The following is a 23129-nucleotide window of genomic DNA, read 5'->3' on the forward strand; positions in this document are numbered from 1 at the left end:
TTAATTGTTGCATAAAATAGTTTAAGTTAATAATGGAAAAGTCCAAAATTGTAGTAATCGGAAATGGAATGGTAGGGTATAAGTTTTGTGAAAAAGCTGTATCCTCTTCTCTAAGATCTCAATTAGAAATCGTGGTTTTTGGTGAAGAACCTAGGCCCGCGTATGACAGAGTACACTTGAGTTCTTACTTCGGAGAGAAAACTTTGGAAGAGCTTACCATGGCACCATTGTCTTGGTATGAAGAAAACAATATCAAGATTCATTTAGGAGACCCCGTTTTAGAACTAGATAAAGAAAATAAGAAAGTTACTTCCCACAGAGGTGTGGTAGAGTCTTATGATTACTTAGTTTTTGCTACGGGCTCAGGAGCATTTGTTCCGCCTATAAAAGGGGTAGAGCTTGATGGGGTCTTTGTTTACAGAACTATTGAAGATTTGGACATGATGAAATCTCATGCCAAAAAAGCAAAAACTGGCGTGGTGATAGGTGGTGGGCTTTTAGGACTAGAAGCGGCCAAAGCTTTGCTTGATTTAGGCGTGTCTGATGCACATGTGGTGGAGTTTGCTCCTCGTTTAATGCCGAGGCAAATTGATGCAGCAGGGTCCGGTGTCTTAGAAAGTAAACTAGCAGAGCTGGGTATAAAAGTGCATGCTAATAAGAATACAGAAACATTTTTAGGAGATGATACGGTTAGCGGTCTTAAATTTTATGACGGCGAAACCCTGAATGCTGAAATGGTGGTTATTTCTGCCGGAATTAAGCCAAGAGATGAACTAGCCAAAGCTACTGAACTGAAAACGGGCTTAAGAGGAGGTATTGAAGTAAATGAAGCCATGGAAACTTCCGAGACGGATATTTTTGCTATAGGTGAATGTGCTCTTTATGAAGGCATGATTTACGGTTTGGTAGCTCCTGGCTATGAAATGGCGGAGGTTGCTCTAAATAGTATTGCGAAGAAAGTAATTAATGATGTAGTTTCGAAAAGGTCTGAGTTTACAGGTTTTGACATGTCCACCAAATTAAAGCTAATTGGTGTTGATGTAGCCAGTTTTGGGAATGCTTTTGCGGAAGCACCAGATTGCAAAACCATCACTTTTGAAGATAGAGCTAAAGGAATATATAAGCGTGTTAATGTTTCTAATGATGGGAAAGAACTTTTGGGCGGTATCCTAATTGGAGATGCGGAGCAGTATAATATGCTTCTGCAAACGGTAAATAATAAGTTGCCAATCCCTCAAAATGCAGAGGAGCTTATTTTGGGCTCAAGAGGCGGAGAAGATGACGGTGCAGGCGTTATGGCTATTTCAGATTTCGCATTGATATGTTCTTGCGAAGCCGTTACCAAAGGTGATATTCTAGAGGAAGTACAGAAGGGTTGTAGTACCCTAGATGGTCTTAAGAAAGCTACAAAAGCCTGTACAGGCTGTGGTGGCTGCACGCCAATGGTCAAAGACCTGCTTAATGCAGGGCTGGCCGCTCAAGGTGTGTTTGTTAGAAATGTCATTTGTGAGCATTTTGACCATACGCGTCAAGAAATTTTGAGTTTGACAAAAATGAAAAACCTTAAAACTTATGATGAGGTTTTGGATGCTTTAGGTACAGGAGATGGCTGCGAAACGTGCAAGCCTGCTGTAGCTTCTATTTTGGCGAGTTTATGGGGCGAAAATGTTTTAGAAAAGGGGCGAGCTACCGCTCAAGATTCTAATGATAGGTTTTTGGCCAATATTCAGCGTGGAGGCACCTATTCTGTAGTGCCAAGAATTCCGGCAGGAGAAATTACACCAGATAAATTAATAGTGATAGGTCAGGTAGCGAAAAAATACGGTCTTTATACCAAAATAACGGGAGGTCAGCGTATTGATATGTTCGGTGCTCACGTCAGCGATTTGCCAAATATTTGGGAAGAGTTAATTGACGCAGGTTTTGAAACAGGTCAAGCTTACGGGAAATCTTTAAGGACGGTGAAAAGCTGCGTTGGAACCACCTGGTGCAGATACGGTGTGCAAGATGCCGTGAGTTTTGCCATCGAGGTAGAAAACAGATACAAAGGCCTACGCTCTCCACACAAGTTAAAAGGTGGCGTTTCGGGTTGTGTTAGAGAGTGTGCCGAAGCCAAAGGAAAAGACTTTGGAATTATAGCTACGGAAATAGGCTGGAACCTATATGTAGGAGGAAATGGCGGTGCGACACCACGTCATGCCGAGCTTTTGGCTACTGACTTAAGTGACGAAAGATGCATTCAGTTAATTGATAGATTCCTGATGTTTTATATTCAAACGGCGGAACCACTTCAGCGTACTGCCGCATGGATGGATAAAATGGAAGGTGGCATAGAATACCTAAAAACGGTCATTATGGATGATGTTTTAGGGATTTGTAAAGAACTAGACGAGGGCATGGAAGAACTGGTAAAAAACTATAAATGCGAGTGGACAGAAGCTGTGAATAATCCTGAAATCCGTAAGCAGTTTGCTCATTTTGTGAATGCTCCTGAGGAGAAAGATCCTACGGTGGAGCTGGTTCCTTTTAGAGAGCAGGTTAAAGCAAAAGATTGGAATTGATATTTACCCAGAATAAATTTTAAAAAGATGGAAACAGTTTTAGAAACAAAAGCATGGGTAAAAGCATGCAAAGTAGAAGACATTCCGGCCAATGGCGGAGCATGTGTGATGATAGATGGTGAGCAAATCGCGATTTTCAATTTCGAAAGAAGAGGCGAGTGGTATGCTACACAAAATCTTTGTCCGCATAAGCAGCAAATGGTACTTTCAAGAGGGATGATTGGTGCCACAAAAGATGAGCCCAAAGTGGCCTGCCCTTTTCATAAAAAGAACTTTTCTTTAAAAACAGGAGCCTGCATGGGAGAAGAAGATTATCAATTAAAAACCTACGAAATTAAAGTAGAAGGAGACGATGTTTTTGTAGGCATTTAAGTCGCTGTTAGCTAATAAGCTTGAGATTTTCTCTATCTTGAATATTTAATTCATGAGGGTGTTCCTATAAATGATTTCAATAGATAAAACGGTAGCAGATAGGCTTACAGGTCAGTATATAGTGGCTTTGGCCATTGTGGCTATATTGACCATTTTTGGTCATACGCTTATTCAAATTTCACTTTTTGATGTTTCGGATAATAGCCACGTGGTAAACCTCGCGGGGCGTCAAAGAATGCTTTCGCAAAGGCTCACAAAACTATTTTTATTAAAAAGGTACGACCCTCAAAAATGGACTGCAGAATACCAAGAAACCTTTAAATCTAGTTTTGCCGATTGGCAAAGCACACACGAAGGTTTACGAGATAATGACCTGAGAGATACACAGAAATATGAGGTCAATAATTCTCTTTTGATAGACGACATGTTTAAGGAGATTGCTCCTTTTTATAAAAACATGCAGGCAGTTTTCAATGTAATTTTAGAAGATGGTTCTTTAGCAGCTTATGATGTTTCTTCACTTCTGAAAAGTGAATCTGACTTCCTGAAAACTATGGATAAGATAGTTTTCCAATATGACCAAGAAGCCACGCAGAGGGTGGCTATTTTGAGGGCATTTGAGTTCCTTATTTTGTTCCTCACGCTTCTGACGCTTTTCGTGGAGTTTATCTTCATTTTTAACCCTTTGGCTAATTATGTTAAAGGGGTAATTAAAGAGCTCAGCAGCTCTGAACAGAATCTGCTTTCGGCCAATAATCAGCTTTCGGTTTCAAATAAAATGCTTTTAAAAACGCAAGATGATTTGCAAAAAGCCACCCAAGAGAAATATGAGAATAGGAGAAAGCAAGACCAGGTTCGGTCGGCATATTTACTAGAGGGGCAGGAGGAAGAGCGAAAAAGAATGTCACGTGAAATTCATGATGGACTTGGGCAAATGTTGACCGGTATTAAGTTGAGTTTGGGAAGGCTTAATTCACCCGACATGAACCCAAAGCTCAGAAAGGCTTATGAGCACATGAAACAACTAACCAACGAAACCATAGAAGCCACTAGAACAATTTCTTTCAATTTGATGCCAACGGCTCTTAATGACTTTGGGATAGCTTCAGCTCTCAAGATTTTTGCTCACCAAGCTCAAAACGAAACTGATTTGGAGATTTTCATAGAGGCTTCTAGCCCTGAGAAGCGGTATACGCAAAACATGGAAATTAACATTTACAGAATTGTTCAGGAGGCATTAAATAACATCATTAAACATGCTAACGCCAAAGTGGCCAAGGTGAAAATACATGAAAATAATGGCCTCTTAGAACTAAGCATAACCGACAATGGTAAAGGCTTTGACCAAGAAAAGCTTAAGTCTACTCGGCAGTCTTTGATTCATAATGGTCTTGAGAATATGAAAATGAGGGTAACGCTTCTAAATGGGACCTTTAGACTTACCACATTAGAGGGAGAAGGAACTGATATTTTCATTAAATTGCCGTTTGAATCTATTGATTGATAAATGGCGGATATTAAAGTTTTGTTGGTGGACGACCACGAAGTGGTACGAAAAGGAATGAGTTTCCTTTTAGAAGACGAACCAAGTTTAGAAATAGTAGGCGAGGCTAGTGGTGGAAGAGAAGCTTTGGAGAAAATTCCAGAATTAAATCCAAACTTAATTTTATTGGATATTAATATGCCTGAAATGAATGGCATAGAAACCGCAGCACACATTTCAAAGAGGTTTCCCAAAATCAAAGTTTTGATATTTTCCATGCATAACGACCCAGATTATATTCTGAAAAGCATTGAAAGTAAGGTGGATGGCTACATTCTTAAAGATGCTGACAAAGAAGAAATAGTGAAAGCCATGCATGTGGTTCATAATGGCGAGAAGTACTTTCCGCCAGAGGTTTCTGCCATATTGGTTTCTGCCATGCAGGGAAACTCCACCATGAAAACCTTTAATGGGAATCAGAAAGTTTTAGGTGTTTTGTCTAAAAAAGAGGTGGAGGTTCTGAAGTTTATTGCAGACGGAAAAAGCAGTAAAGATATTGCCGAAAAGTTGGGGCTTAGCATCAGAACCGTGAGCAATCACAGAGCGAACATGCTAAAGAAAACCAACCTAAATAACACTGCGGAACTAGTAAGAATTGCCAGTACAGAAGGACTGTAAAATTGCCCTATGAACTACCCAATCTACTTAGACTATGCTGCAACCACTCCAGTAGATAAAGGGGTTTTAGAAACCATGCTGCCTTATTTTACGGAGCACTTTGGCAATGCCGCCAGCAGGTTTCATGCCTATGGTTGGGAGGCTGAGGAGGCTGTTGATTTAGCTAAAGCAAAAATAGCAAAGAAGCTTAATTGGCGTTCAGATGAAATAGTATTTACCAGTGGAGCCACGGAGTCAATAAACTTAGCTCTTAAAGGAGTTTTTGAGGGCTTTAAAGGACATTTGATAACTTTTGAGACCGAACATAAAGCGACCCTAGATACTGCGGAGTATTTAGAAAGTAGAGGTGTTAAGGTTTCTGAAATTGGGGTATCAGAAAATGGTGAAATAGATTTAAACGAATTAGAGAAAGCTATTCAGTCAGATACCAAACTTATCTCCATCATGCACGTTAACAATGAAACAGGAGTCATCATGCCAGTTTCGGAGGTGATAGCTTTAGCTCATAAAAAGGGCGTTTTAGTGCATATTGATGCTTCGCAATCTTTAGGAAAATTAGACATTCCAAAAGAAGCTGATTTGATAAGTTTTTCAGGACATAAAGTATATGGACCAAAAGGGGTAGGTGTACTTTTGGCAAAAAAAGAAATAAAGCTTTCCGCTCAAATACATGGCGGTCGCCATCAAAGAAATAGAAGAAGCGGAACGTTAAACATTCCGGGTATTGTTGGTGTTGCAGAAGCCGTGTCAATGTTCAAAACGGAAGAGAATGAGCGGTTAGGAATTTTGAAAAGTGCATTTGAAGAAAGGATAATAAAAGAACTGCCTTTTGCCAAAGTAAACGCCAGTTCGGCATCTCGAGTAGGGGGAATTAGCAGTCTTTGTTTTCAAGGTTTAGATGGCGAAGAGATGCTTATCAAACTAAATAAAATAGCAGTCTCAAATGGTTCAGCATGTAATTCGGCATCCACGGAGCCGTCTTATGTTTTAAAAGCAATGGGACTCTCAGAGCAAGATGCTTTTAGTTCTATTCGTTTTAGTTTAGGCAGGTTCACTTCAGCAGAAGACATGGCCGCAGCAGCGAGTCATGTGATAGAAACAGTAAAAAATTATGCTAATAGATAATCACGGAAGACCAATAACTTACTTAAGATTGGCGGTTACAGACCGTTGCAATCTCCGTTGCTTCTATTGCATGCCAGAAGAGGGGATTTCCTTTTTGCCAAAACCACATTTACTCACTTTTGAAGAAATGCTGAGAATGGTCAGAATGATGGCCGAACTAGGTATTAAGAAGGTCAGGATAACAGGCGGAGAACCCTTTGTGAGAAAAGAGTTGATGAGCTTTTTGAGAGCTTTGGTAGCGATTCCCGGCATTGAAAAAGTTAACATTACCACCAACGGTGTTTTGACCGAACACCTAGTTCCGGAGTTAAAAGCTTTAGGGATAAGTTCTATCAACCTCAGCTTAGATACCCTTGACAGAGAAAGATTCAAAGAAATGACTCGTAGGGACGAGTTGCCAAATGTTTTAAGAACACTGGACGCTTTGCTGGAGCATGAAATAGATACTAAAATTAATGCTGTAGTAATGGCTGGTAAAAACGACCAAGACATTTTACCATTGGTTGGTTTGAGCGAAAAGATGCCAGTTTCGGTAAGGTTTATAGAAGAAATGCCTTTCAATGGTAGCGGGCTAAACGAAACCGCCTTTATGAGCTACCACAAAATCATTGATATCATAAAAGAGGCACATCCTTCATTAGCCAAATTAAAAGATGCAGCCAGTTCTACTTCGTATAATTACAGTATCCCAAACCATCTTGGAAATGTGGGCGTAATTGCCGCTTATAGCAGAACATTTTGCGGAACTTGCAATAGAATTAGAGTAACGCCAACGGGTACGCTAAAAACCTGCCTTTATGATGATGGTGTTTTAAATATTAGAGATTTGTTAAGAAGTAGCACAGATGACGTGGCAATAAAAGAGACATTGACACAAGTGTTTACCAATAGGCATAAAGATGGATTTGAGGCAGAAGCCAACAGGAAATCGATAGTAACGGAAAGTATGACAACCATAGGAGGATAAAAAAAATACAAGTTTAACCATGATTGATTTAGGAAATTTTGAAGTTTGGTTCATCACAGGGAGCCAGCATTTGTATGGAGAAAAAACACTACGCCAGGTAGATGAGCATTCTCAAGAAATAGTAGACTATTTTCAGGAATCTGAAAACATAGCCGTCAATGTAATTTTCAAACCCGTAGTAAAAACTCCAGAGGAGATTTTGGGTATGTTGAGTGCTGCTAATGCTCAAGAAAATTGCGTGGGAGTTATTACTTGGATGCATACATTTTCCCCTGCTAAAATGTGGATTAATGGCTTAAACGCCCTTCAAAAGCCATTGCTTCATCTTCATACGCAGTTTAACAGAGATATTCCTTATGCAGATATTGATATGGATTTCATGAATCTAAATCAGTCGGCTCATGGCGATAGAGAGTTTGGTCATATTTTGACTAAAATGAATATCAAAAGAAAAACCGTAGTAGGCCACTGGCAAGACCCAGAGGTTTTGGAAAGTATAAATGTATGGTCAAGAGTAGCGGTAGCCGCCAAAGAAATGACAAGCCTAAAAGTAGCGAGGTTTGGAGATAATATGCGTGAAGTGGCTGTGACCGATGGTGACAAAGTGGCCGCTCAAATGAAGTTTGGTTTTTCTGTCAATACGCATCCAGTTGGAGATTTGGTGGAGTATATCAATAAGGTTACAGATGCCGAAATCAAGACACTTATTGAAGAATATAAGTCTGTTTATAAAATGATGCCTTCTTTGGCAGAAGGAGCAGAGAAGTATGATTCTTTGGTAGAAGCAGCGAGAATTGAATTAGGAATGAAGGCCTTTTTAGAAGAAGGCGGTTTTGGAGCATATACCAACACTTTTGAAGACTTACATGGTATGCGTCAGCTACCAGGAATAGGTTCGCAAAGAATGATGGCGGCAGGTTACGGCTATGGTGGAGAGGGCGACTGGAAAACCTCAGCCATGGTAAGAATCTTAAAAACAATGGCTACAGGCATGAAAGGAGGAAACTCTTTTATGGAAGATTATACCTACCATTTCAATCCTGAAAATCCAATGGTTTTGGGTTCGCATATGTTAGAAATTTGCCCGAGTATTTGTTCGGGTGAAGTTGCTTGCGAAATTCACCCACTAGGAATTGGAGGAAAAGAAGACCCAGTAAGATTGGTTTTTAATGGCGATGCAGGCCCAGCTATGAATGTATCTCTGGTAGACATGGGAGACCGTTTTCGTTTGATTGTAAATTTAGTACAAGGTTTAGAAGTAACAGAAAAATTCCCAAAACTGCCAACGGCCAGAGTGATGTGGAAGCCAGAACCAAGCATGAAAGAAGGCTTAAAGCAATGGTTAGAAGCGGGTGGTGCACACCATACCGTTTATAGTCAAAACTTATCGCTAGAATACATGGAAGATTTCGCTAGAATGTTTGATTTAGAGTTAGTTGTGATTAGTTAATTTTGGAGTTTGTTTCTATAAAGTAGCCCGCTTAGTCGAGTGTTTTTGGTAATTTGAATTAATAATCTCAATATAGATTTTTTGTTCACCGACTTTTATTAATACCCAAAAAATTTACACGACGATGAAGACGCTACAGTACATTAAGACCAAGAATTTGAAAAAGTATAAAAACTTAAAAGAAGAGTGTTATGAAGCCAATCTAGAGCTTCCTAAACTAGGTTTAGTGTTATTTACCTTTGGTAATGTGAGTGCCGTAGACCGAAGAGAAGGAGTCTTTGCCATTAAGCCTAGTGGCGTGCCTTATGAAAAATTGAAGGTGGAAGATATGGTGGTTATGGATTTTGATGCCAAGCTAGTAGAAGGAAGAATGAGGCCATCATCAGACACCAAAACACATGCATTACTTTATAAAACATGGAACGACATTGGAGGAATAACCCACACCCATAGCACCTATGCTGTGGCATGGGCTCAGGCCGGCAAGGACATTCCTATTTTTGGAACAACACATGCAGACCATACCCATCAAGATATTCCATGTGCTCCAGTGCTTTCTGATGAGATGATTCAGGGCGATTATGAGTTTGAAACAGGAAATCAGATTTTCAATGTTTTTAAGGAAAGGGGACTTTCACATTTAGAAATGGAAATGGTTTTACTTCAAAATCATGGTCCATTTACCTGGGGAAAAGATGCGGCTAAATCAGTTTATAATGCAGCAGTGTTAGAAGAAGTAGCCAAAATGGCTCAATTAACCCTTGCTATAAACCCTGATACACCTAGGCTTAAGGAAACTCTAAGACAAAAGCATTACCAACGTAAACACGGGAAAGATGCTTATTACGGGCAGGGCTGTTAATTATAACAGGAATAGCTCCATAGGAGCGAAATGTTAATAGCAAGGGGTGAAGCCCCTGGCAGGTTGTCAAAAAGCTAATTTCGTTTGGCGTGATTTTTCAATAAAAATCATGACAAACATTTCATTAATGACCTTTAATTAATATTCTTCACCTTTTTCGCCACCAAAATGCTTAGCAAAATCATACTGATGGCAAAATAACCCACCCAGTCGTAGTGGTCTAGGTAACCATCTTCTCTTTGAATAATTATTAATCCCCCTATACTACTAGCAATAGCCTGAGCCATTAACTGAACGCTAGAATTAAATGCCATAAAACCACCTCTTTGTTTTGGTGTAACCACACCAGAAACCATCGCTTGCGTTGGAATAAGTCGTCCATTCGAAAAGATGAAAAACAAACCAGAAATAGTTAAAACCACATAAAGGGGTACAGGCACCAAATTGGTAATTAAAAATATAGGGATACAGGAAAGTAGTGCGAATGTCACAAAAATTGGGAACTTGCCTTTTCTATCTGCAAGTTTTCCGACTAATGGAGCTGAGAAAATAGTGAGCAAGCCGCCTACCAAATAAATCAAGAATATCTGGTCTTCTTTATAACCAATATTCGAAACCAAAGAAGGAGCTATGTATGGGATAATACTGAAATGCCCCAACATAATAATGGTAGAAAGACCTAGGGCTCTAAGCTGATTAGGCGTTTTAAGAATATTGGTGAGCACTTCTAACTTTTTCTGTTTGGCACCTTTTTCCTCTAAGTGGGCAGTAACATTTGGTACAAAAAGCCAGATTAAAACCATGACGATTATACCTAAACCACCAACCGTGAAAAATGGAGCATGCCAGCCAAATTTAGTGGCTAAAAATAAGCCTCCAGGAACTCCAATGACCGAAGCTAAAGAAAATGCCATCATGATAATTCCCATGGCAGAGGCTCTTCGCTCGTAAGGAAAAGCATCAGCTACAATAGATAAAACCTGCGAGCCTATCATGCCGCCAAATAGCCCAGTGATGGTTCTGGCAGAGATTAGGATGGCAAATGTAGGAGAAATAGCACAGGCAAATGTTCCTACCACAAAACCAATATATGCGAATAGGAGTACCTTTTTTCGGTCAAATCTATCTGCAAAAAACGCTAAAGTAAAACCTGAAATAGCGGCTGATACTCCATAGGTAGCTACCAAAAAACCAAACTGCTGCGTATTGATGTCAAAAATCTCAATCAACTGTGGGCCAAGCGGCATCAGTATCATGAAATCCATTATATGGGTAAAGTTGACACAGGCTAAAATTATGAGAAGAAGTCTTTCTTTCGAGCTCATTAAAAGAATGTTGTAAGCTATAACTACAACGAAACAAGGCCTTTAGTTTCCTTTTTATTGAAAAAGTACAATTCTTGAAGAATCCCTTATTCGACTGTCAGCAGTTCCATAAAACGTTCAAAACCTTCTACGAATTGTGCATAGTATTCGCCTGTTCCTGGACCAGAAAAGCCTGTATGTATTTTTCGTACGCGATGCTTTTGATCCAAGTATATGGTGGTAGGGTAACTCATGACATGGTTAAGCATCGGAAGTGATTTGTTTGCCTCTTCTTTATTGATTGCTCCTGCCAATAGTACTTCGTATTCCATTCCGAAACGCTTTTTCATCTTATTAATTTTCGGATAAGCAAAGGCAGGGTCGGTGCTTTTTTCAAAAGCTAAGCCTATAATTTCAACGTTCTTTTCTGGATTTTCTTTAAGCCATTTTACATAGAACTTGCTTTCATCCATACAGTTTGGGCACCAGCTTCCTAGTATTTGCACCAGCACTACCTTGCCTTTATATTTTTCGTCTGATAGTGAAATAGTTTCGCCTTTTGTGTTTTTGAAAGAGAATTCAAACTTGTCAAAACCTCCTTTTATATAAGTCAAACTATCTGGGTCGGGAAGTTTTGCGTTTTCATCTTTTACGCCTTCCCAAGTTTCTTTGTAGAGCAAACTGGAAGTAAATCGGCCTCCTTCTAACCTATTTTTGTTGATTTTAGCTTTGAAAAGAAATATGTGCGTACCATCAAAACATGAAAGCTTAAGGCTGTCGCCAACCACGTTTCCATTTAAAAATCGATAGTCGCCAGTACTGGTCAAAAATGTTCCATTTACTTTGTTACCCTCTTGCGTAAATACACCAATTGCCGGGTAAACTTTGCCTTCTGGTTCTGTGAAAGAAACCTGCCACTTGCCAGAAACGTCGTACTCGGCAGTTTCAGAGCTTGGTATAAACCTATAAGAGTCTCCTAGGCTTGCCGAAAATACACCAGACCTATTACTGTTGTTGTCCAGTTTTTTGGTATAAATCCCAGTCATTTTTTTGTCGTCAACATGTGCTACTATTTTGGCATCAAAAACCTCCATCGTAATATGCAGCGAGTCATTTTTGAAAAAAGCGTTGTCTAATTCCAGCTTTTCTTCGCCATTTATGGCAAATACTTTTATCAGGTCGCCAGAAGTTTCAATTTCTAAATTAAATGGAATAGGCCCAATAAGGGTTGGCACTTCTGCTCGCCAGATACCGTCAATCGATGGTTTTTCTTCGCTTTCACATTGCCAAAGCAAAAAGGCAGAAACTATCAAAAGGAGTTTTCTCATCTATGTTATTGTAATTTCTAAAGACTGAATGTAAAATCGCTTCTCAGCGGACAATTAACTACTTTTGTAAATCAAAAAACTCGCTTTTAAGTTCATGTCAAATCTTGATTATCATGTTCCTGTAATGCTTCCTGAATGCTTGGAAGGCTTAAATATTAATCCTGATGGTATTTATGTTGACATTACTTTTGGTGGCGGAGGTCATTCTAAAGCTATTGTAGATAAACTTGAGAATGGCAAACTATACAGTTTTGACCAAGATGAGGACGCAAAAAAGAATGCAGAGGGGTTTGACAAAAACAAATTCACATTCATTCAGGCTAATTTTCGTCACATAAGAAAGTTCTTAAGAGTGCACGGTGTCAAAAAAGTAGATGGCATTTTGGCAGATTTAGGCGTATCGTCCTATCAAATTGACACGCCAGAGCGTGGTTTTTCTACACGCTTTGACGCAGACCTTGACATGCGAATGAACAGAAAAACTGGGCCTACCGCTAAAGATGTTATCAATAACTATGAGGTAGCCGAATTGCATAAAATTTTAGGTATGTATGGTGAAATAAAAAACGCTAAAACTGCTGCTCAAACTATTGACATGGCCAGAACTGGAGGGTCAATAGAAACCATAGAAGAACTAAAGAAGGTTTTGGATACGGTAGCTCCAAAATTTAAAGAGTTTAAATACTACGCTCAGGTTTTTCAAGCTTTAAGAATAGAGGTTAATGAAGAAATGAAAGCTCTTGAAGAGTTTTTGTTCCAAGTTCCTGATTTACTGAACCCTGGAGGTAGATTGGTGGTGATGTCTTATCATTCTTTAGAAGACAGAATGGTGAAAAATTACATCAAAAGTGGTTACCTAGATGGGCACCTTGAAAAAGACTTTTTTGGTAATGTGCTTAAGCCGATTAATGGCGTCACACGTAAGCCAGTTACCGCCAGTGATGATGAACTTCAAGCCAACCCAAGGTCACGAAGTGCAAAGTTACGTATAGCAGAGAAACCCGAAAAATAGGCAGCGAAACACCCGATTTGTTTTAAGGTTTAAAAAGCGTCGAGTTTATCTCAGAAATGATTTTGGTTTTTTGGAATAGTAATACTTAACTTTGATTAAGTGCTTTAATATAAAAATTCCTAATAATCATGTCTTTCAACGTACCTAAAGGTCAGCGGAAAGAGCCATTAATGTCTAGATTGGCCAATAAGTTCAATTTTGGAGAATGGATTTCTGACACCCTAAACATTTCCGAAGAACTCCCCACTTCCATGCTTAAGAAGGTTGGGTTTGCGTTTTTGCTAGTTCTTACCTACATCTTTTTTCAGCATAATTTTGAAACCCTTATCAGAGGTTTGGATAAAGCCGAGCGGGAAATTAAAGAAAAAAGAGCAGAGTATATCTCTCACAAATCTTCTTACATGTTTAAAAGCAAGCATTCTCAGGTTTCTACAGCCTTAGAGAAAAGAGGTCTTTTGAGGAACATTGAGCCGCCAGTCAAAATTGTAGTAGCCCAGTAAAACCGAAGAAGAAAATGAGCAGTATAAAAGGGCAAATTCAGAACAGGTCTTTATGGATGTTTGCATTCATGGGGCTTATAGCGGTGACTATTGTTTGGGGAATATTAAGTGTCCAAAACAATGAGAAATATAAGAATTCAACCGTAGAGAGAAATCTCATTTATGAGAAAGAAATACCTGCCATGCGAGGTAATATTTATGGCTCTGATGGGAAAAGCTTGTTGGCTACATCTGTACCTTATTATTATGTTGGTCTTGATGTAAAGCAGGCTTCGGACGCTGTTTTTAATGCAGGAATAGATGAACTAGCCAAAAAACTATCGGCTCACTTTCAGGACAAAACTTGGAACGAGTACAAATCTCAAATTGTAAGCAAAAGAAAGTCGAAAAGAAGTCGCTATTTAAGATTGACGGGTAGAAGAATATCTCACCAAGAAAAGATGGAAATTTCAGAGTTTCCACTTTTTAAAGAAGGACCATATAGAGGCGGCGGAGTTTTTGAAAAAATATCAACCCGCTCATTGCCATTTAATGATATGGCGAAAAGAACTATCGGGAGTTTAGATAGAGACACAAAAACCAGAGGGCTTTTTGGAATAGAGTTTAGTTACAATAATTATTTGGCAGGGAAAAATGGTAAATCTTTGTTTAAGAGATTGGCCGGAGGCGTAAACCAGCCACTAGATTCTGAAATTAATGAAGAGGCTATTCCTGGTCAAGATGTGGTGACCACCTTGGATGTTAATTTTCAGGACATTGTAGAACATGCTTTGAGAGAAAAAGTAACGCAAACAAATGCAAACTTCGGTACGGCTATAGTGATGGAAATAGCTACGGGCGAAATTAAAGCCTTGGCAAATCTTAGTAGAAGAACCAGAAACAATAGTACGTCTTATATTGAAGATATGAATTATGCGGTTTTGGCTGCTACAGACCCTGGCTCTACCTTTAAACTGGCCTCTATGATGGCTATTTTGGAAAAAGGAAACATGAGTGGAAACGATTGGGCAGCCAACTGTACAGGTACTATTATGCACCGTGGCAAAAAGTTTACTTGTGACCACGAACATGGAAACATTACAGTAAAAGAGGTCTTTGAAAAATCCTGTAATATTGGTGTTTACAAATTAATAGAACGTGTTTTTGGCTCAAACGGGATTGATGATTATTTGACCTATATCTCAAAATACAGATTAGATAAACCGATAGGCTTCCAGCTCAAAGGAGAGAAAAATCCTTACTTCAAAAACGGGTCAGATAAAACCTATAGTAAGTTTACTTTGCCTTGGATGAGCATTGGTTATGAAAGTCAAATTTCACCTATTCAAATGCTCGCGTTTTATAATGCCGTGGCAAATGACGGCTATTGGGTAGAGCCTTTTTTGGTAAGAGAAATCAAAGAAGGTAATAAGCAAATAGAACAGTACAGTAATGTCAAAATATCAAAGCGAATAGCTCCAGATGATGTTATTGAGCTAGCTCAGCAGATGATGAAAGGCGTGGTGACAGATGGAACCGCAAAAGGAATCAGCAGTGGCTTTTGTAAAGTGGCTGGTAAAACTGGAACGGCTCAAAAGCTAGACGCCAAAGGCTATAATAAAGGAAGATACTTTACGTCTTTCATTGGCTATTTTCCTGCAGATAATCCTAAATACACAGCTGCTGTGGTGATAGATGAGCCAAGAGGAAATTTGGTTTACGCTTCACAAGTATGTGCACCAGTTTTTAGAGACATTGCCGATAAGATTTTTGCTTATGATGTGGCTATTCACCCTGCTTCTAAGAAGTCGCAGCAGAAGAATTTAATAGCTAAACAGCAAAAGACTGGAATGGCAGGAGATTTTCAAGAAATTGCAGACGAACTTTCTATTGACATGGAACCTATTCAGGTAGATGGAATGGTGAAGTTTGGAGTTACCGATAATGATTCGGTGTATTGGAAACCTATTAAAGCCACAGACGGCATACCTAATGTATCTGGAATGACGCTTAAAGATGCCTTACCTATTTTAGAAAATAAAGGCTACGTGGTTCGCCATCAAGGCTTTGGTAAAGTGGCCGACTATGGCTTAGTTAATAGTGGAGTAGTTAATTTAATATTGAATTAGTATTGACAGAATCAGACCTTTTATTAGCCTACGAACGTATTAAAGAGCCTTTTTTTACAAAGAGAAGGTTCAAACATGCCGACTTAGTAAAATTGCTTGACAAGTGTTCTTTTCAAAAAGAAGAAATAGGTCAATCTTTTGAAGGAAGAGCTATTTATAAAATTAAGCTTGGGGCAGGCAAAACACAAGTGCTGCTATGGTCGCAAATGCATGGGAATGAGGCTACGGCTACCATGGCTATTTTTGACATTTTAAACTTTTTTGCAGCCTCTTCGAATAGTTTTGTAGAAGATATTTTGACTGGGCTTACTTTGCACTTTGTGCCCATGCTTAATCCTGATGGGGCGGAAAGATTTACCAGAAGAACGGCTCAACAGATTGACATGAACAGGGATGCCCTTGCTTTGGTTTGCCCAGAGAGCAAGCTCCTGAAAAAGCTTCAAGAGAAGCTTAAGCCAGCCTTTTCTTTCAATCTTCATGATCAAAACGTGAGGTATTCTGCCGGTGCCACAAAGAACCAAGCCGCTATTTCATTTTTGGCAACAGCCTATAACGAGGCCACAGATTGGAACGAGAATAGAACAAAAGCGATGCAGGTTATTTGTGAAATGAATGCCGTTTTGCAAGACATAATACCGAACAAAGTAGGACGTTTTTCTGATGAGTTTGAACCAAGAGCTTTTGGCGACAATATTCAAAAATGGGGCAGTAGCCTTATTTTGATAGAGTCGGGTGGTTATGACTCTGACCATGAAAAAATGTACCTCAGGAAGCTTAACTTTCTTATAATCTTAAAGGCTCTAGAAAGTATCAAAAACGATACATATAAAACCAGAACATTGGCCGACTATAATGCCATTCCTACTAATCAGAAATACCTTTTTGACTTGCTGATTAGAAATATCAAAATGGATGGTGAAATACTAGACATAGGAATCAATAAAGACGAGGTTAATATTGATAATGCTACAGACTTCGAATTTAAAAGTACGGTGGAAGATATGGGCGACTTATCAACCTTTTGGGGCATTGAAGAGTTTGATGCTACAGGTTTCGTACTAAGTCCATTATCGGAGTTTTCACAATTATTAACATCTTATAAAGTCAAGAAAGAAGATTTAGGGCGTTTAGAGTTTGAGAAAAAGGCTAATTTCGCATTGACGAAAAACGGTGAATTATGCTATTTGGTTTTAAATGGTGAATTTATTGCTGTGCCGTCCTGAAAATATTGACTGTCAAATTTAGAATTTTATTCGTTTTTTTAATTTCTCTTGTTGCTTTTCAAAGCAATGGGCAGAAACTGTGGTCGGTTTATGGCAAAGTTTTAAATAGTCAAAATCAAAGACCGCTTTCTTCGCTTACGGTAACTAATCAAAGAACAGAACACGTAGTGGTGACTAATAAGTCTGGTGACTTTTTTATAAGAGCCGCAGAAGGTGATTCGTTAATTATTAAGGGTATTGGTTTTGGTGAAACAGCCATTTATTGGGACAAATCTGTGGGGCATCCTACCATCGGGCTGGAACAGCAAGCCATTGCTTTAGAAGAAGTAGTAGTAAGAGATAAACGCTCCGAAACCATTGAACGGGAAATAAAGGCTTTTCTGGAAAACCCTAGAAATGCCCAGAGCATGAAGCGTGACATAGTAGGAAATTTGGTGAAAACTACAGCGGCAGGTGGGCTAGGCGGTGGAGCGGGATTGTCTATTGATGCACTTTATGATTTATGGAGTAAAGATGGCAAGTCAAAAAGAAAGGCGGCCGAATTAGAGTATCAAGACCTACGACGTTTTTATATAGAGTTGCGTTATAATAAGGGTAAAGTAGCTACCATTACCAATCTAAAAGACCCAGACCTCACAGAGTTTATGGAGTATTGTAAGCTCGGCGATGAGTTTATCCTAAACGCGAGCGATTATGATTTAACCTATCAAATCATGGTCTGCCTGAGGGAATTTAATAATACCGCAAGTTTCCCTGTTTTAAAATCTAATTAAGCATCAATAATTTTTCTCTACCAATATTTGCTTAGGGGTTTCCTCATAGCTAGAATTAATTTCGAAGCGATTGGTATCGGTTTTATTTTTCACCAATGTTTTGTCCCGCAGTGACAACAGATTCTGGGAATTTAATTCTATCTAGTTGAGTCCCGTAGGGACGACATATCGGTAGAAATAGGTTTTTTGGTGAATATAGTGAGTCCCTTAGGGACGCGACATCGGTATCGTTGAATTTCCAAAATAAGGATGTCCGATATGATAATATGCAGGAAGAAATAATTATATATCGCTTATCGAAATACATTGTCTCGTAGGGACACAATATCGGTTGAAAATTATACAACATTTCAATAAGCCTCTCTTATCCCTTCCAAAAAGTCCGCCATTTCATTGCGAACAGCACTTACAGGTTTGGTGAAATTATTATTCATAAGAGCAAAAGTTAGTGTTCTTCCTTTTTTGGTTTTTATAAAACCAGCCAAATTATAAACCCCGCTCATAGAACCCGATTTTGCCCAAATGTATGTTTCTGGGTCTTGAGCAACTTTGGGCAAATAGAAAAAAGCTTTGCTAAGCCCAATTTCGTTTTTGACTTTTTGAAGCAAGAAAACGAGGTCATTCGGTGTAAACATATTATACCTAGAAAGCCCAGAGCCGTCCACCCATCGTGGTTTTTGTGGTAAGTCAGAAAGTTTATTTTTCAGCATATATGCAATAGCCGAAGAAACAGATAACGAATCAGAAATTTGACTACTAGCCATCAGCATCAATTGTTCTGCCAGCATGTTATCGCTGTATTTTAACATAGGTATTATCAGGCTGCCTCTAGGTTCAGAGTACAGGGTTGCATACCGATAATTATACACTTGTTCTTTTTGGTATGTTACTGGCACGTGTAGCGTATCCGAAAGTAGAGACGCCAAGGTTTCCCCATCTGTTTTGAAGGGAATTCTGACATTTTGAAGCTTAGTGTTTTCCGTAATAATGAATTGGTTTTGACTTTCTTCTCTAAATACTTTTGACTTTAAATTAGGTGACTTTTCAGTAAAGGCTTTGAAGTAACTAGGTTCAATTTTGTCACTAGTGAAAGTCGCCAAGTTGCCATAAATAGGAAGGGTAGAGACTTCTGTTTGATAGTCTTCTGAATAATCATCCCACATCCAGCCTTGTCCGTAATGTTTGCCATGGAAATTGGCATCAGAAAAGATTAGCCTTTTGTTTGACTTACTTTTTAAAAATGCTAAAGTGCTGTTGGTAGGGAAGTCTGCTCTTAAAAAAGTAGGGTCACCAGTTCCCCAAAAGAATAGAGAGTCTGGGGTTTCATAGTACTTTAAGGCAGGTATGTTTTCACCTAATAAACTTAGGCTACTGTACCAGGTAAATAGCTTTGTGGTACTAGCAGGGCTGAAGTATCTATTGGCGTTTTGTTGGAATAGCGTGTCACCCGTGGCTGTGTCAATAAAAAGATAGCCCAAATGATTAGAAACATCATTTGGGCGTATTACCTTGTTAGATATCTTTTGAACCTGACATGCCCCTAAAAAGGCTATTAAAAAAAAGGAGAGAAGGATGTTCTTCATAAACTGCTAAAATGAAATCTAATTTAGCAATTAGGATCGTTAATGTCGCAAGCTTCTGCCTGAGTAACTTCCATTTTTTGACTTACATCTTTTATAGTATCAATAAAAACCTGAGCAGGTTGGGCACCGCTAAAGGCATATTTGTTATTGAAAATGAAGAAAGGGACACCTGTGACGCCCATTTGTTGGTAATTCCTGATTTCTTGGGTTACCCAGTATGCTATTTCTTGGTCGTTTATTACAGAAAGCGTGTATTCTTCTGACCAATCAAATTCCTGCATGATTTTAACCAAAGTCTCATCTTTGCTTAAATCTAAAACCTCTTCAAAATTGGCTTTAAAAAGTCTTTCTTTTAAGCTGTCCGCAAAACCTTCCTTAGTGGCCACATGCAGTAGTTGGTGCATTTTCATGGTATTGGGAATAGTTTTACTTGACATAAAGTCAAAGTTAATTCCAACACCGTTACCAGCACTTACTAAGTTTTCTGCTAACATTTCGTAGCGTTCCATGCTACCAAACTTATTGGCCATGTATTCTTCTTTGTTTGCCCCTTCTTTTGGAATGTTTGGGTCTAACTGGAATGGATGCCAATTTATATTTAGGTCGTATTCGTCTAATGATTTTATTGCTTCTTCTAGTCGTCTTTTTCCGACGTAACACCACGGACAAGCTATGTCCGAAACTATGTCAATGTTGATTTTCTTTTTCATACCTCTTAAACATTTTAAGATTTGAATAGTTCAATTGTGTCCAAATGCACTATTTGAAACAAAATTTTGATATTTACAGAATGAGAAACTATGATGTGATAATAGTGGGCAGCGGTCATAATGGCTTGGTGGCGGCCTCTTATTTGGCGAAAGCTGGCAAAAAAGTGTTGGTTTTAGAAAAGAACAACTACATCGGCGGGGCAACTACCTCGCAGAGGACCTTTCCGGATTTTGAGGCTTATTTGTCAAGATACTCTTATTTGATAAGTCTTTTCCCAAAGCAAATAATGGAAGAGTTAGGGCTTGAATTAGAGTTAATGACAAGAAAAACCGCTTCATATACTCCTTACAATATGAATCAAGGTTTGTTACTTAGCAATGAAAATAATAGTATTTCAAAGGCCTCCGTTTTAGCATTGGGCTATGGAGAAGAAGAATGGGAAGGCTATCAAAAGTTACTTGAATTGCAGGCTGATTTTGCTGATTTGGTATGGGATTCTCTTTTGGAGCCCTTACGGTCAAGGAGCGATTGGAAGTCTCTTTTCAAAGCAAAGGGTAAAATGGAAATATGGGAGTTTTTTGTCGAGAAGCCCATTGGCGAATTGATAGAAAAATACGTCAAATCTGATGTGCTCCGTGGTGTATTATTGACCGACGGTAAAATAGGAGCTTATACTCATGCTTTTGATAAATCATTACTACAAAACAAAACCTTTATCTATCACATTATTGGCAATAAAACGGGCGAGTGGCGTGTGCCAAAAGGCGGTATGGGAAATTTGGCAAAGCAACTTCATCAAAAGGCTGTCGATTTAGGTGTTGAGTTTCAAACAAACACAGAAGTAGAAAAGATTGACAATCAATCGGTCAATGCCAATGAAGAAAGAATAAATGCCGAGTATATTTTACTAAATGCAGCTCCACAATTATTAGAAAAACTAGTACCGGAAGAGGTTAAAAGTGAATTTGGGTTTTCGGGGGAACAGTATAAGGCTTTAGACGGGACGGCATTTAAGATAAATGTCTTGTTAGAGCGATTGCCAAAATTGAAAGATAAGAGCGTGACGCCTGAAGAAGCTTTTGCCGGCACATTTCATATTAATCAAAACTATGGACAGCAGGCTAATTCTTATGAGCAAGCCATAAATGGTGATATTCCGGAAGAGTTTCCATGCGAGATGTATTGTCATACATTGACAGATACTTCTATTATGTCAAAAGAATTGGTAGAAAAAGGTTTTCATACCATTACAGTTTTTGGTTTAGATATGCCTTATTACCTCTTTGTGGAAGATAATGAAGGTGTTAAAAAGGTAGTTTGGGGAAAGTTTTTGACAGGAATTAATAAGTATTTGGATGAGCCTTTTGAGTCTTGTATTGCTAAAGATGTTTCTGGGAATTTATGTGTTGAGTGTAAAAGTGCACTAGACTTAGAAAAAGATTTGGGTTTACCCAAAGGCAATATTTTCCATAATGACCTAAGTTGGTTTTTCGCTGAAAATGAACGCGAAGAAGGAGACTGGGGTGTGGAAACAGTGTTTCCGGATATTTTTATTTGTGGCTCAGGGGCTAAAAGAGGTGGGGCTGTAAGTGGCGTGCCTGGTAGAAATGCAGCCCTAAAAATAATAAACTCCCAAGCGTGAACTTGGGAGCTTATGAATATCAAATACTAAGTCCTGCGTGAGATTATTTCAACTCAGCACATACTTTTTTAATTCTTGCAATTGCTTCTTCTAATGCTTCGTCAGATGCTGCAGTAGAAATTCTGATACAGTTAGGTGCACCAAAGCTTTCACCAGCTACAGTAGCTACGTGAGCATTAAGAAGTAGGTACATGCTAAAATCATCACTATTATTGATTTTAGTTTCGCCATTTGACTTTCCGAAGAAATCGCTGATATCTGGGAATGCATAAAATGCTCCATCAGGCGTATTTACCTTAAAACCAGGAATAGATTTTAAACCATCTACTACTAATTTTCTTCTCACTAGGTATGCTCTCTTCATAGTTTCTGAAGAAGTCATATCATCCCATGCTACCACAGACGCTCTTTGAGCAATGTGGTTAGTTCCTGAAGTTACTTGACCCTGAAGTTTGGTGATTCCTTTTGCAATCCATTCTGCTGCTCCGATGTAGCCAATTCTCCAACCAGTCATAGCAAAACCTTTTGCCATACCGTTAACAGTAATAACTCTGTCTTTTATAGCTGGGATAGAACCAATGCTGAAGTGACCTTCGTCCATGAAATTGATATACTCATAAATCTCATCAGCTAATACAAAAACGTTTTCGTGTTTTTCTACCACTTTAGCGATGGCCGTAAGTTCAGCTTTGCTAAATACCGCTCCTGTAGGGTTAGAAGGAGAAGAAAACATGATAACCTTAGTCTTGTCAGTGATGGCTGCTTCAAGCTGCTCTGGAGTAACTTTAAAGCCATTCTCGAAAGAACCTTTAACTATCACTGGCGTTCCTTCGGCTAATTTTACCATTTCAGAGTAACTCACCCAGTAAGGAGCAAAAATTATTACTTCATCACCTGGATTAACCATTACCTGAAGGGCATTGGCCAAAGAGTGCTTAGCACCAGTAGAAACTACAATATTAGCTGGAGACCAGTCAATATTATTGTCACGTTTAAATTTGTCTGCAATCGCCTTTCGTAACTCAGGAATACCTGGTACAGGTGTATATGAGTGAAAACCTGCGTCAATAGCTTTTTTAGCTTCTTCGCAGATGTGCTCAGGTGTTTTAAAATCGGGCTCTCCGATTGAAAGGTTGATAACGTCATGTCCCTCATCGCGTAGTTCACGAGATTTTTGAGACATGGCAATGGTAGCTGATGCTTCCAAGTTTTGGATACGTTCAGATACTTGATGTGCTGCAGACATTTTGTTAAGTTTTGTTTACCGTAAAAATCGGGGGCAAAAATAGGTTCTTAAATCGCGATATGAAACCGAAAATAAAACTATTTTATGAATGACTCATTTTGATTTAAATTCTGAGTCGTTTTTTATACTTCTGTTTGATTATAAGCCATATAAATAAGACACTCCATTTCGTTTTGAAATAGAGTGTCTTTAAAAGGTTAT

Annotated in this window: 19 protein-coding genes; 14 read left to right on the forward strand and 5 right to left on the reverse strand. The window is 38.8% G+C overall.

The features are described from left to right. Positions 1–32 precede the first annotated feature (32 nt). The 8 genes from nirB to AC0L6O_RS02605 all read left to right on the forward strand — a co-directional run bounded on the left by nirB (position 33) and on the right by AC0L6O_RS02605 (position 9498). Positions 33–2561, forward strand: a complete 2529-nt coding sequence (gene nirB / locus AC0L6O_RS02570; RefSeq protein ID WP_473306094.1) for a nitrite reductase large subunit NirB — start codon at positions 33–35, stop codon at positions 2559–2561. Between the two features lie 27 nt (positions 2562–2588). Then, a complete protein-coding gene (gene nirD, locus AC0L6O_RS02575) occupies positions 2589–2933 on the forward strand; it encodes a nitrite reductase small subunit NirD (RefSeq protein ID WP_341226708.1) in 345 nt (114 codons plus the stop codon). A 70-nt stretch (positions 2934–3003) separates the two neighbouring features. Continuing rightward, positions 3004–4437 carry an ATP-binding protein gene (locus AC0L6O_RS02580; protein WP_473306096.1) on the forward strand — a complete coding sequence of 478 codons (1434 nt, stop codon included), beginning with the start codon at positions 3004–3006 and terminating at the stop codon, positions 4435–4437. A gap of 3 nt (positions 4438–4440) precedes the next feature. Continuing rightward, positions 4441–5094 (forward strand): response regulator transcription factor, encoded by a 654-nt coding sequence (locus AC0L6O_RS02585; RefSeq protein WP_473306097.1) that lies wholly within the window; start codon positions 4441–4443, stop codon positions 5092–5094. 9 nt (positions 5095–5103) lie between these two features. After that, on the forward strand, positions 5104–6219 hold the full coding sequence (locus AC0L6O_RS02590) for a cysteine desulfurase family protein (RefSeq protein WP_473306098.1): 1116 nt from the start codon (positions 5104–5106) through the stop codon (positions 6217–6219). Further along, positions 6206–7186, forward strand: a complete 981-nt coding sequence (moaA, locus tag AC0L6O_RS02595; protein ID WP_473306099.1) for a GTP 3',8-cyclase MoaA — start codon at positions 6206–6208, stop codon at positions 7184–7186. The genes AC0L6O_RS02590 and moaA overlap by 14 nt, the downstream gene beginning before the upstream one ends. Before the next feature lie 19 nt (positions 7187–7205). Then, entirely contained in the window at positions 7206–8636 is a 1431-nt protein-coding gene (gene araA, locus AC0L6O_RS02600; protein ID WP_473306101.1) for an L-arabinose isomerase, read from the forward strand. Between the two features lie 124 nt (positions 8637–8760). Further along, entirely contained in the window at positions 8761–9498 is a 738-nt protein-coding gene (locus tag AC0L6O_RS02605) for an L-ribulose-5-phosphate 4-epimerase (protein ID WP_473306102.1), read from the forward strand. A 134-nt stretch (positions 9499–9632) separates the two neighbouring features. Here AC0L6O_RS02605 and AC0L6O_RS02610 read toward each other — a convergent pair whose 3' ends face one another. Together AC0L6O_RS02610 and AC0L6O_RS02615 are read right to left on the reverse strand one after the other, a co-directional pair. Then, positions 9633–10823, reverse strand: coding sequence for an MFS transporter (locus tag AC0L6O_RS02610; RefSeq protein WP_473306104.1), 1191 nt, complete (start codon positions 10821–10823; stop codon positions 9633–9635). Positions 10824–10909: 86 nt separating this feature from the next. After that, complete coding sequence (locus AC0L6O_RS02615) at positions 10910–12130, reverse strand: peroxiredoxin family protein (protein ID WP_473306106.1); 1221 nt, start codon at positions 12128–12130, stop codon at positions 10910–10912. Positions 12131–12224: 94 nt separating this feature from the next. On the opposite strand from AC0L6O_RS02615, the gene rsmH reads away from it, so the two are divergent. From rsmH to AC0L6O_RS02640, 5 genes are all read left to right on the forward strand, one after another. After that, on the forward strand, positions 12225–13142 hold the full coding sequence (gene rsmH / locus AC0L6O_RS02620; protein ID WP_473306107.1) for a 16S rRNA (cytosine(1402)-N(4))-methyltransferase RsmH: 918 nt from the start codon (positions 12225–12227) through the stop codon (positions 13140–13142). Positions 13143–13270: 128 nt separating this feature from the next. Next, positions 13271–13642 (forward strand): FtsL-like putative cell division protein, encoded by a 372-nt coding sequence (locus tag AC0L6O_RS02625; protein WP_473306109.1) that lies wholly within the window; start codon positions 13271–13273, stop codon positions 13640–13642. A gap of 14 nt (positions 13643–13656) precedes the next feature. Next, positions 13657–15750, forward strand: a complete 2094-nt coding sequence (locus AC0L6O_RS02630) for a peptidoglycan D,D-transpeptidase FtsI family protein (RefSeq protein ID WP_473306110.1) — start codon at positions 13657–13659, stop codon at positions 15748–15750. Positions 15751–15752: 2 nt separating this feature from the next. Further along, positions 15753–16973 (forward strand): M14 family zinc carboxypeptidase, encoded by a 1221-nt coding sequence (locus tag AC0L6O_RS02635; RefSeq protein ID WP_473306112.1) that lies wholly within the window; start codon positions 15753–15755, stop codon positions 16971–16973. A 5-nt stretch (positions 16974–16978) separates the two neighbouring features. Then, positions 16979–17746, forward strand: a complete 768-nt coding sequence (locus AC0L6O_RS02640; RefSeq protein WP_473306113.1) for a peptidase associated/transthyretin-like domain-containing protein — start codon at positions 16979–16981, stop codon at positions 17744–17746. Positions 17747–18096: 350 nt separating this feature from the next. On the opposite strand, the gene AC0L6O_RS02645 is transcribed toward AC0L6O_RS02640, so the two are convergent. Next, on the reverse strand, positions 18097–19329 hold the full coding sequence (locus AC0L6O_RS02645; protein WP_473306115.1) for a D-alanyl-D-alanine carboxypeptidase: 1233 nt from the start codon (positions 19327–19329) through the stop codon (positions 18097–18099). Positions 19330–19352: 23 nt separating this feature from the next. Then, the gene (locus tag AC0L6O_RS02650; RefSeq protein WP_473306117.1) at positions 19353–20039 is read right to left on the reverse strand and encodes a DsbA family oxidoreductase; all 687 of its coding nucleotides are present in this window, start codon (positions 20037–20039) and stop codon (positions 19353–19355) included. Between the two features lie 53 nt (positions 20040–20092). On the opposite strand from AC0L6O_RS02650, the gene AC0L6O_RS02655 reads away from it, so the two are divergent. Next, entirely contained in the window at positions 20093–21682 is a 1590-nt protein-coding gene (locus AC0L6O_RS02655; protein ID WP_473306119.1) for a phytoene desaturase family protein, read from the forward strand. A 43-nt stretch (positions 21683–21725) separates the two neighbouring features. On the opposite strand, the gene AC0L6O_RS02660 is transcribed toward AC0L6O_RS02655, so the two are convergent. Continuing rightward, positions 21726–22928, reverse strand: coding sequence for a pyridoxal phosphate-dependent aminotransferase (locus tag AC0L6O_RS02660; RefSeq protein ID WP_473306120.1), 1203 nt, complete (start codon positions 22926–22928; stop codon positions 21726–21728). Positions 22929–23129: the final 201 nt, after the last annotated feature.

It is taken from the genome of Arcticibacterium sp. GJ41-1 (assembly GCF_055808875.1).

Bases quoted from the DNA above. Each gene is read 5' to 3' on its own strand.
- nirB (WP_473306094.1), top strand. From the start codon at position 33: ATGGAAAAGTCCAAAATTGTAGTAATCGGAAATGGAATGGTAGGGTAT.
- nirD (WP_341226708.1), top strand. From the start codon at position 2,589: ATGGAAACAGTTTTAGAAACAAAAGCATGGGTAAAAGCATGCAAAGTA.
- AC0L6O_RS02580 (WP_473306096.1), top strand. From the start codon at position 3,004: ATGATTTCAATAGATAAAACGGTAGCAGATAGGCTTACAGGTCAGTAT.
- AC0L6O_RS02585 (WP_473306097.1), top strand. From the start codon at position 4,441: ATGGCGGATATTAAAGTTTTGTTGGTGGACGACCACGAAGTGGTACGA.
- AC0L6O_RS02590 (WP_473306098.1), top strand. From the start codon at position 5,104: ATGAACTACCCAATCTACTTAGACTATGCTGCAACCACTCCAGTAGAT.
- moaA (WP_473306099.1), top strand. From the start codon at position 6,206: ATGCTAATAGATAATCACGGAAGACCAATAACTTACTTAAGATTGGCG.
- araA (WP_473306101.1), top strand. From the start codon at position 7,206: ATGATTGATTTAGGAAATTTTGAAGTTTGGTTCATCACAGGGAGCCAG.
- AC0L6O_RS02605 (WP_473306102.1), top strand. From the start codon at position 8,761: ATGAAGACGCTACAGTACATTAAGACCAAGAATTTGAAAAAGTATAAA.
- AC0L6O_RS02610 (WP_473306104.1), bottom strand. From the start codon at position 10,823: ATGAGCTCGAAAGAAAGACTTCTTCTCATAATTTTAGCCTGTGTCAAC.
- AC0L6O_RS02615 (WP_473306106.1), bottom strand. From the start codon at position 12,130: ATGAGAAAACTCCTTTTGATAGTTTCTGCCTTTTTGCTTTGGCAATGT.
- rsmH (WP_473306107.1), top strand. From the start codon at position 12,225: ATGTCAAATCTTGATTATCATGTTCCTGTAATGCTTCCTGAATGCTTG.
- AC0L6O_RS02625 (WP_473306109.1), top strand. From the start codon at position 13,271: ATGTCTTTCAACGTACCTAAAGGTCAGCGGAAAGAGCCATTAATGTCT.
- AC0L6O_RS02630 (WP_473306110.1), top strand. From the start codon at position 13,657: ATGAGCAGTATAAAAGGGCAAATTCAGAACAGGTCTTTATGGATGTTT.
- AC0L6O_RS02645 (WP_473306115.1), bottom strand. From the start codon at position 19,329: ATGAAGAACATCCTTCTCTCCTTTTTTTTAATAGCCTTTTTAGGGGCA.
- AC0L6O_RS02650 (WP_473306117.1), bottom strand. From the start codon at position 20,039: ATGAAAAAGAAAATCAACATTGACATAGTTTCGGACATAGCTTGTCCG.
- AC0L6O_RS02660 (WP_473306120.1), bottom strand. From the start codon at position 22,928: ATGTCTGCAGCACATCAAGTATCTGAACGTATCCAAAACTTGGAAGCA.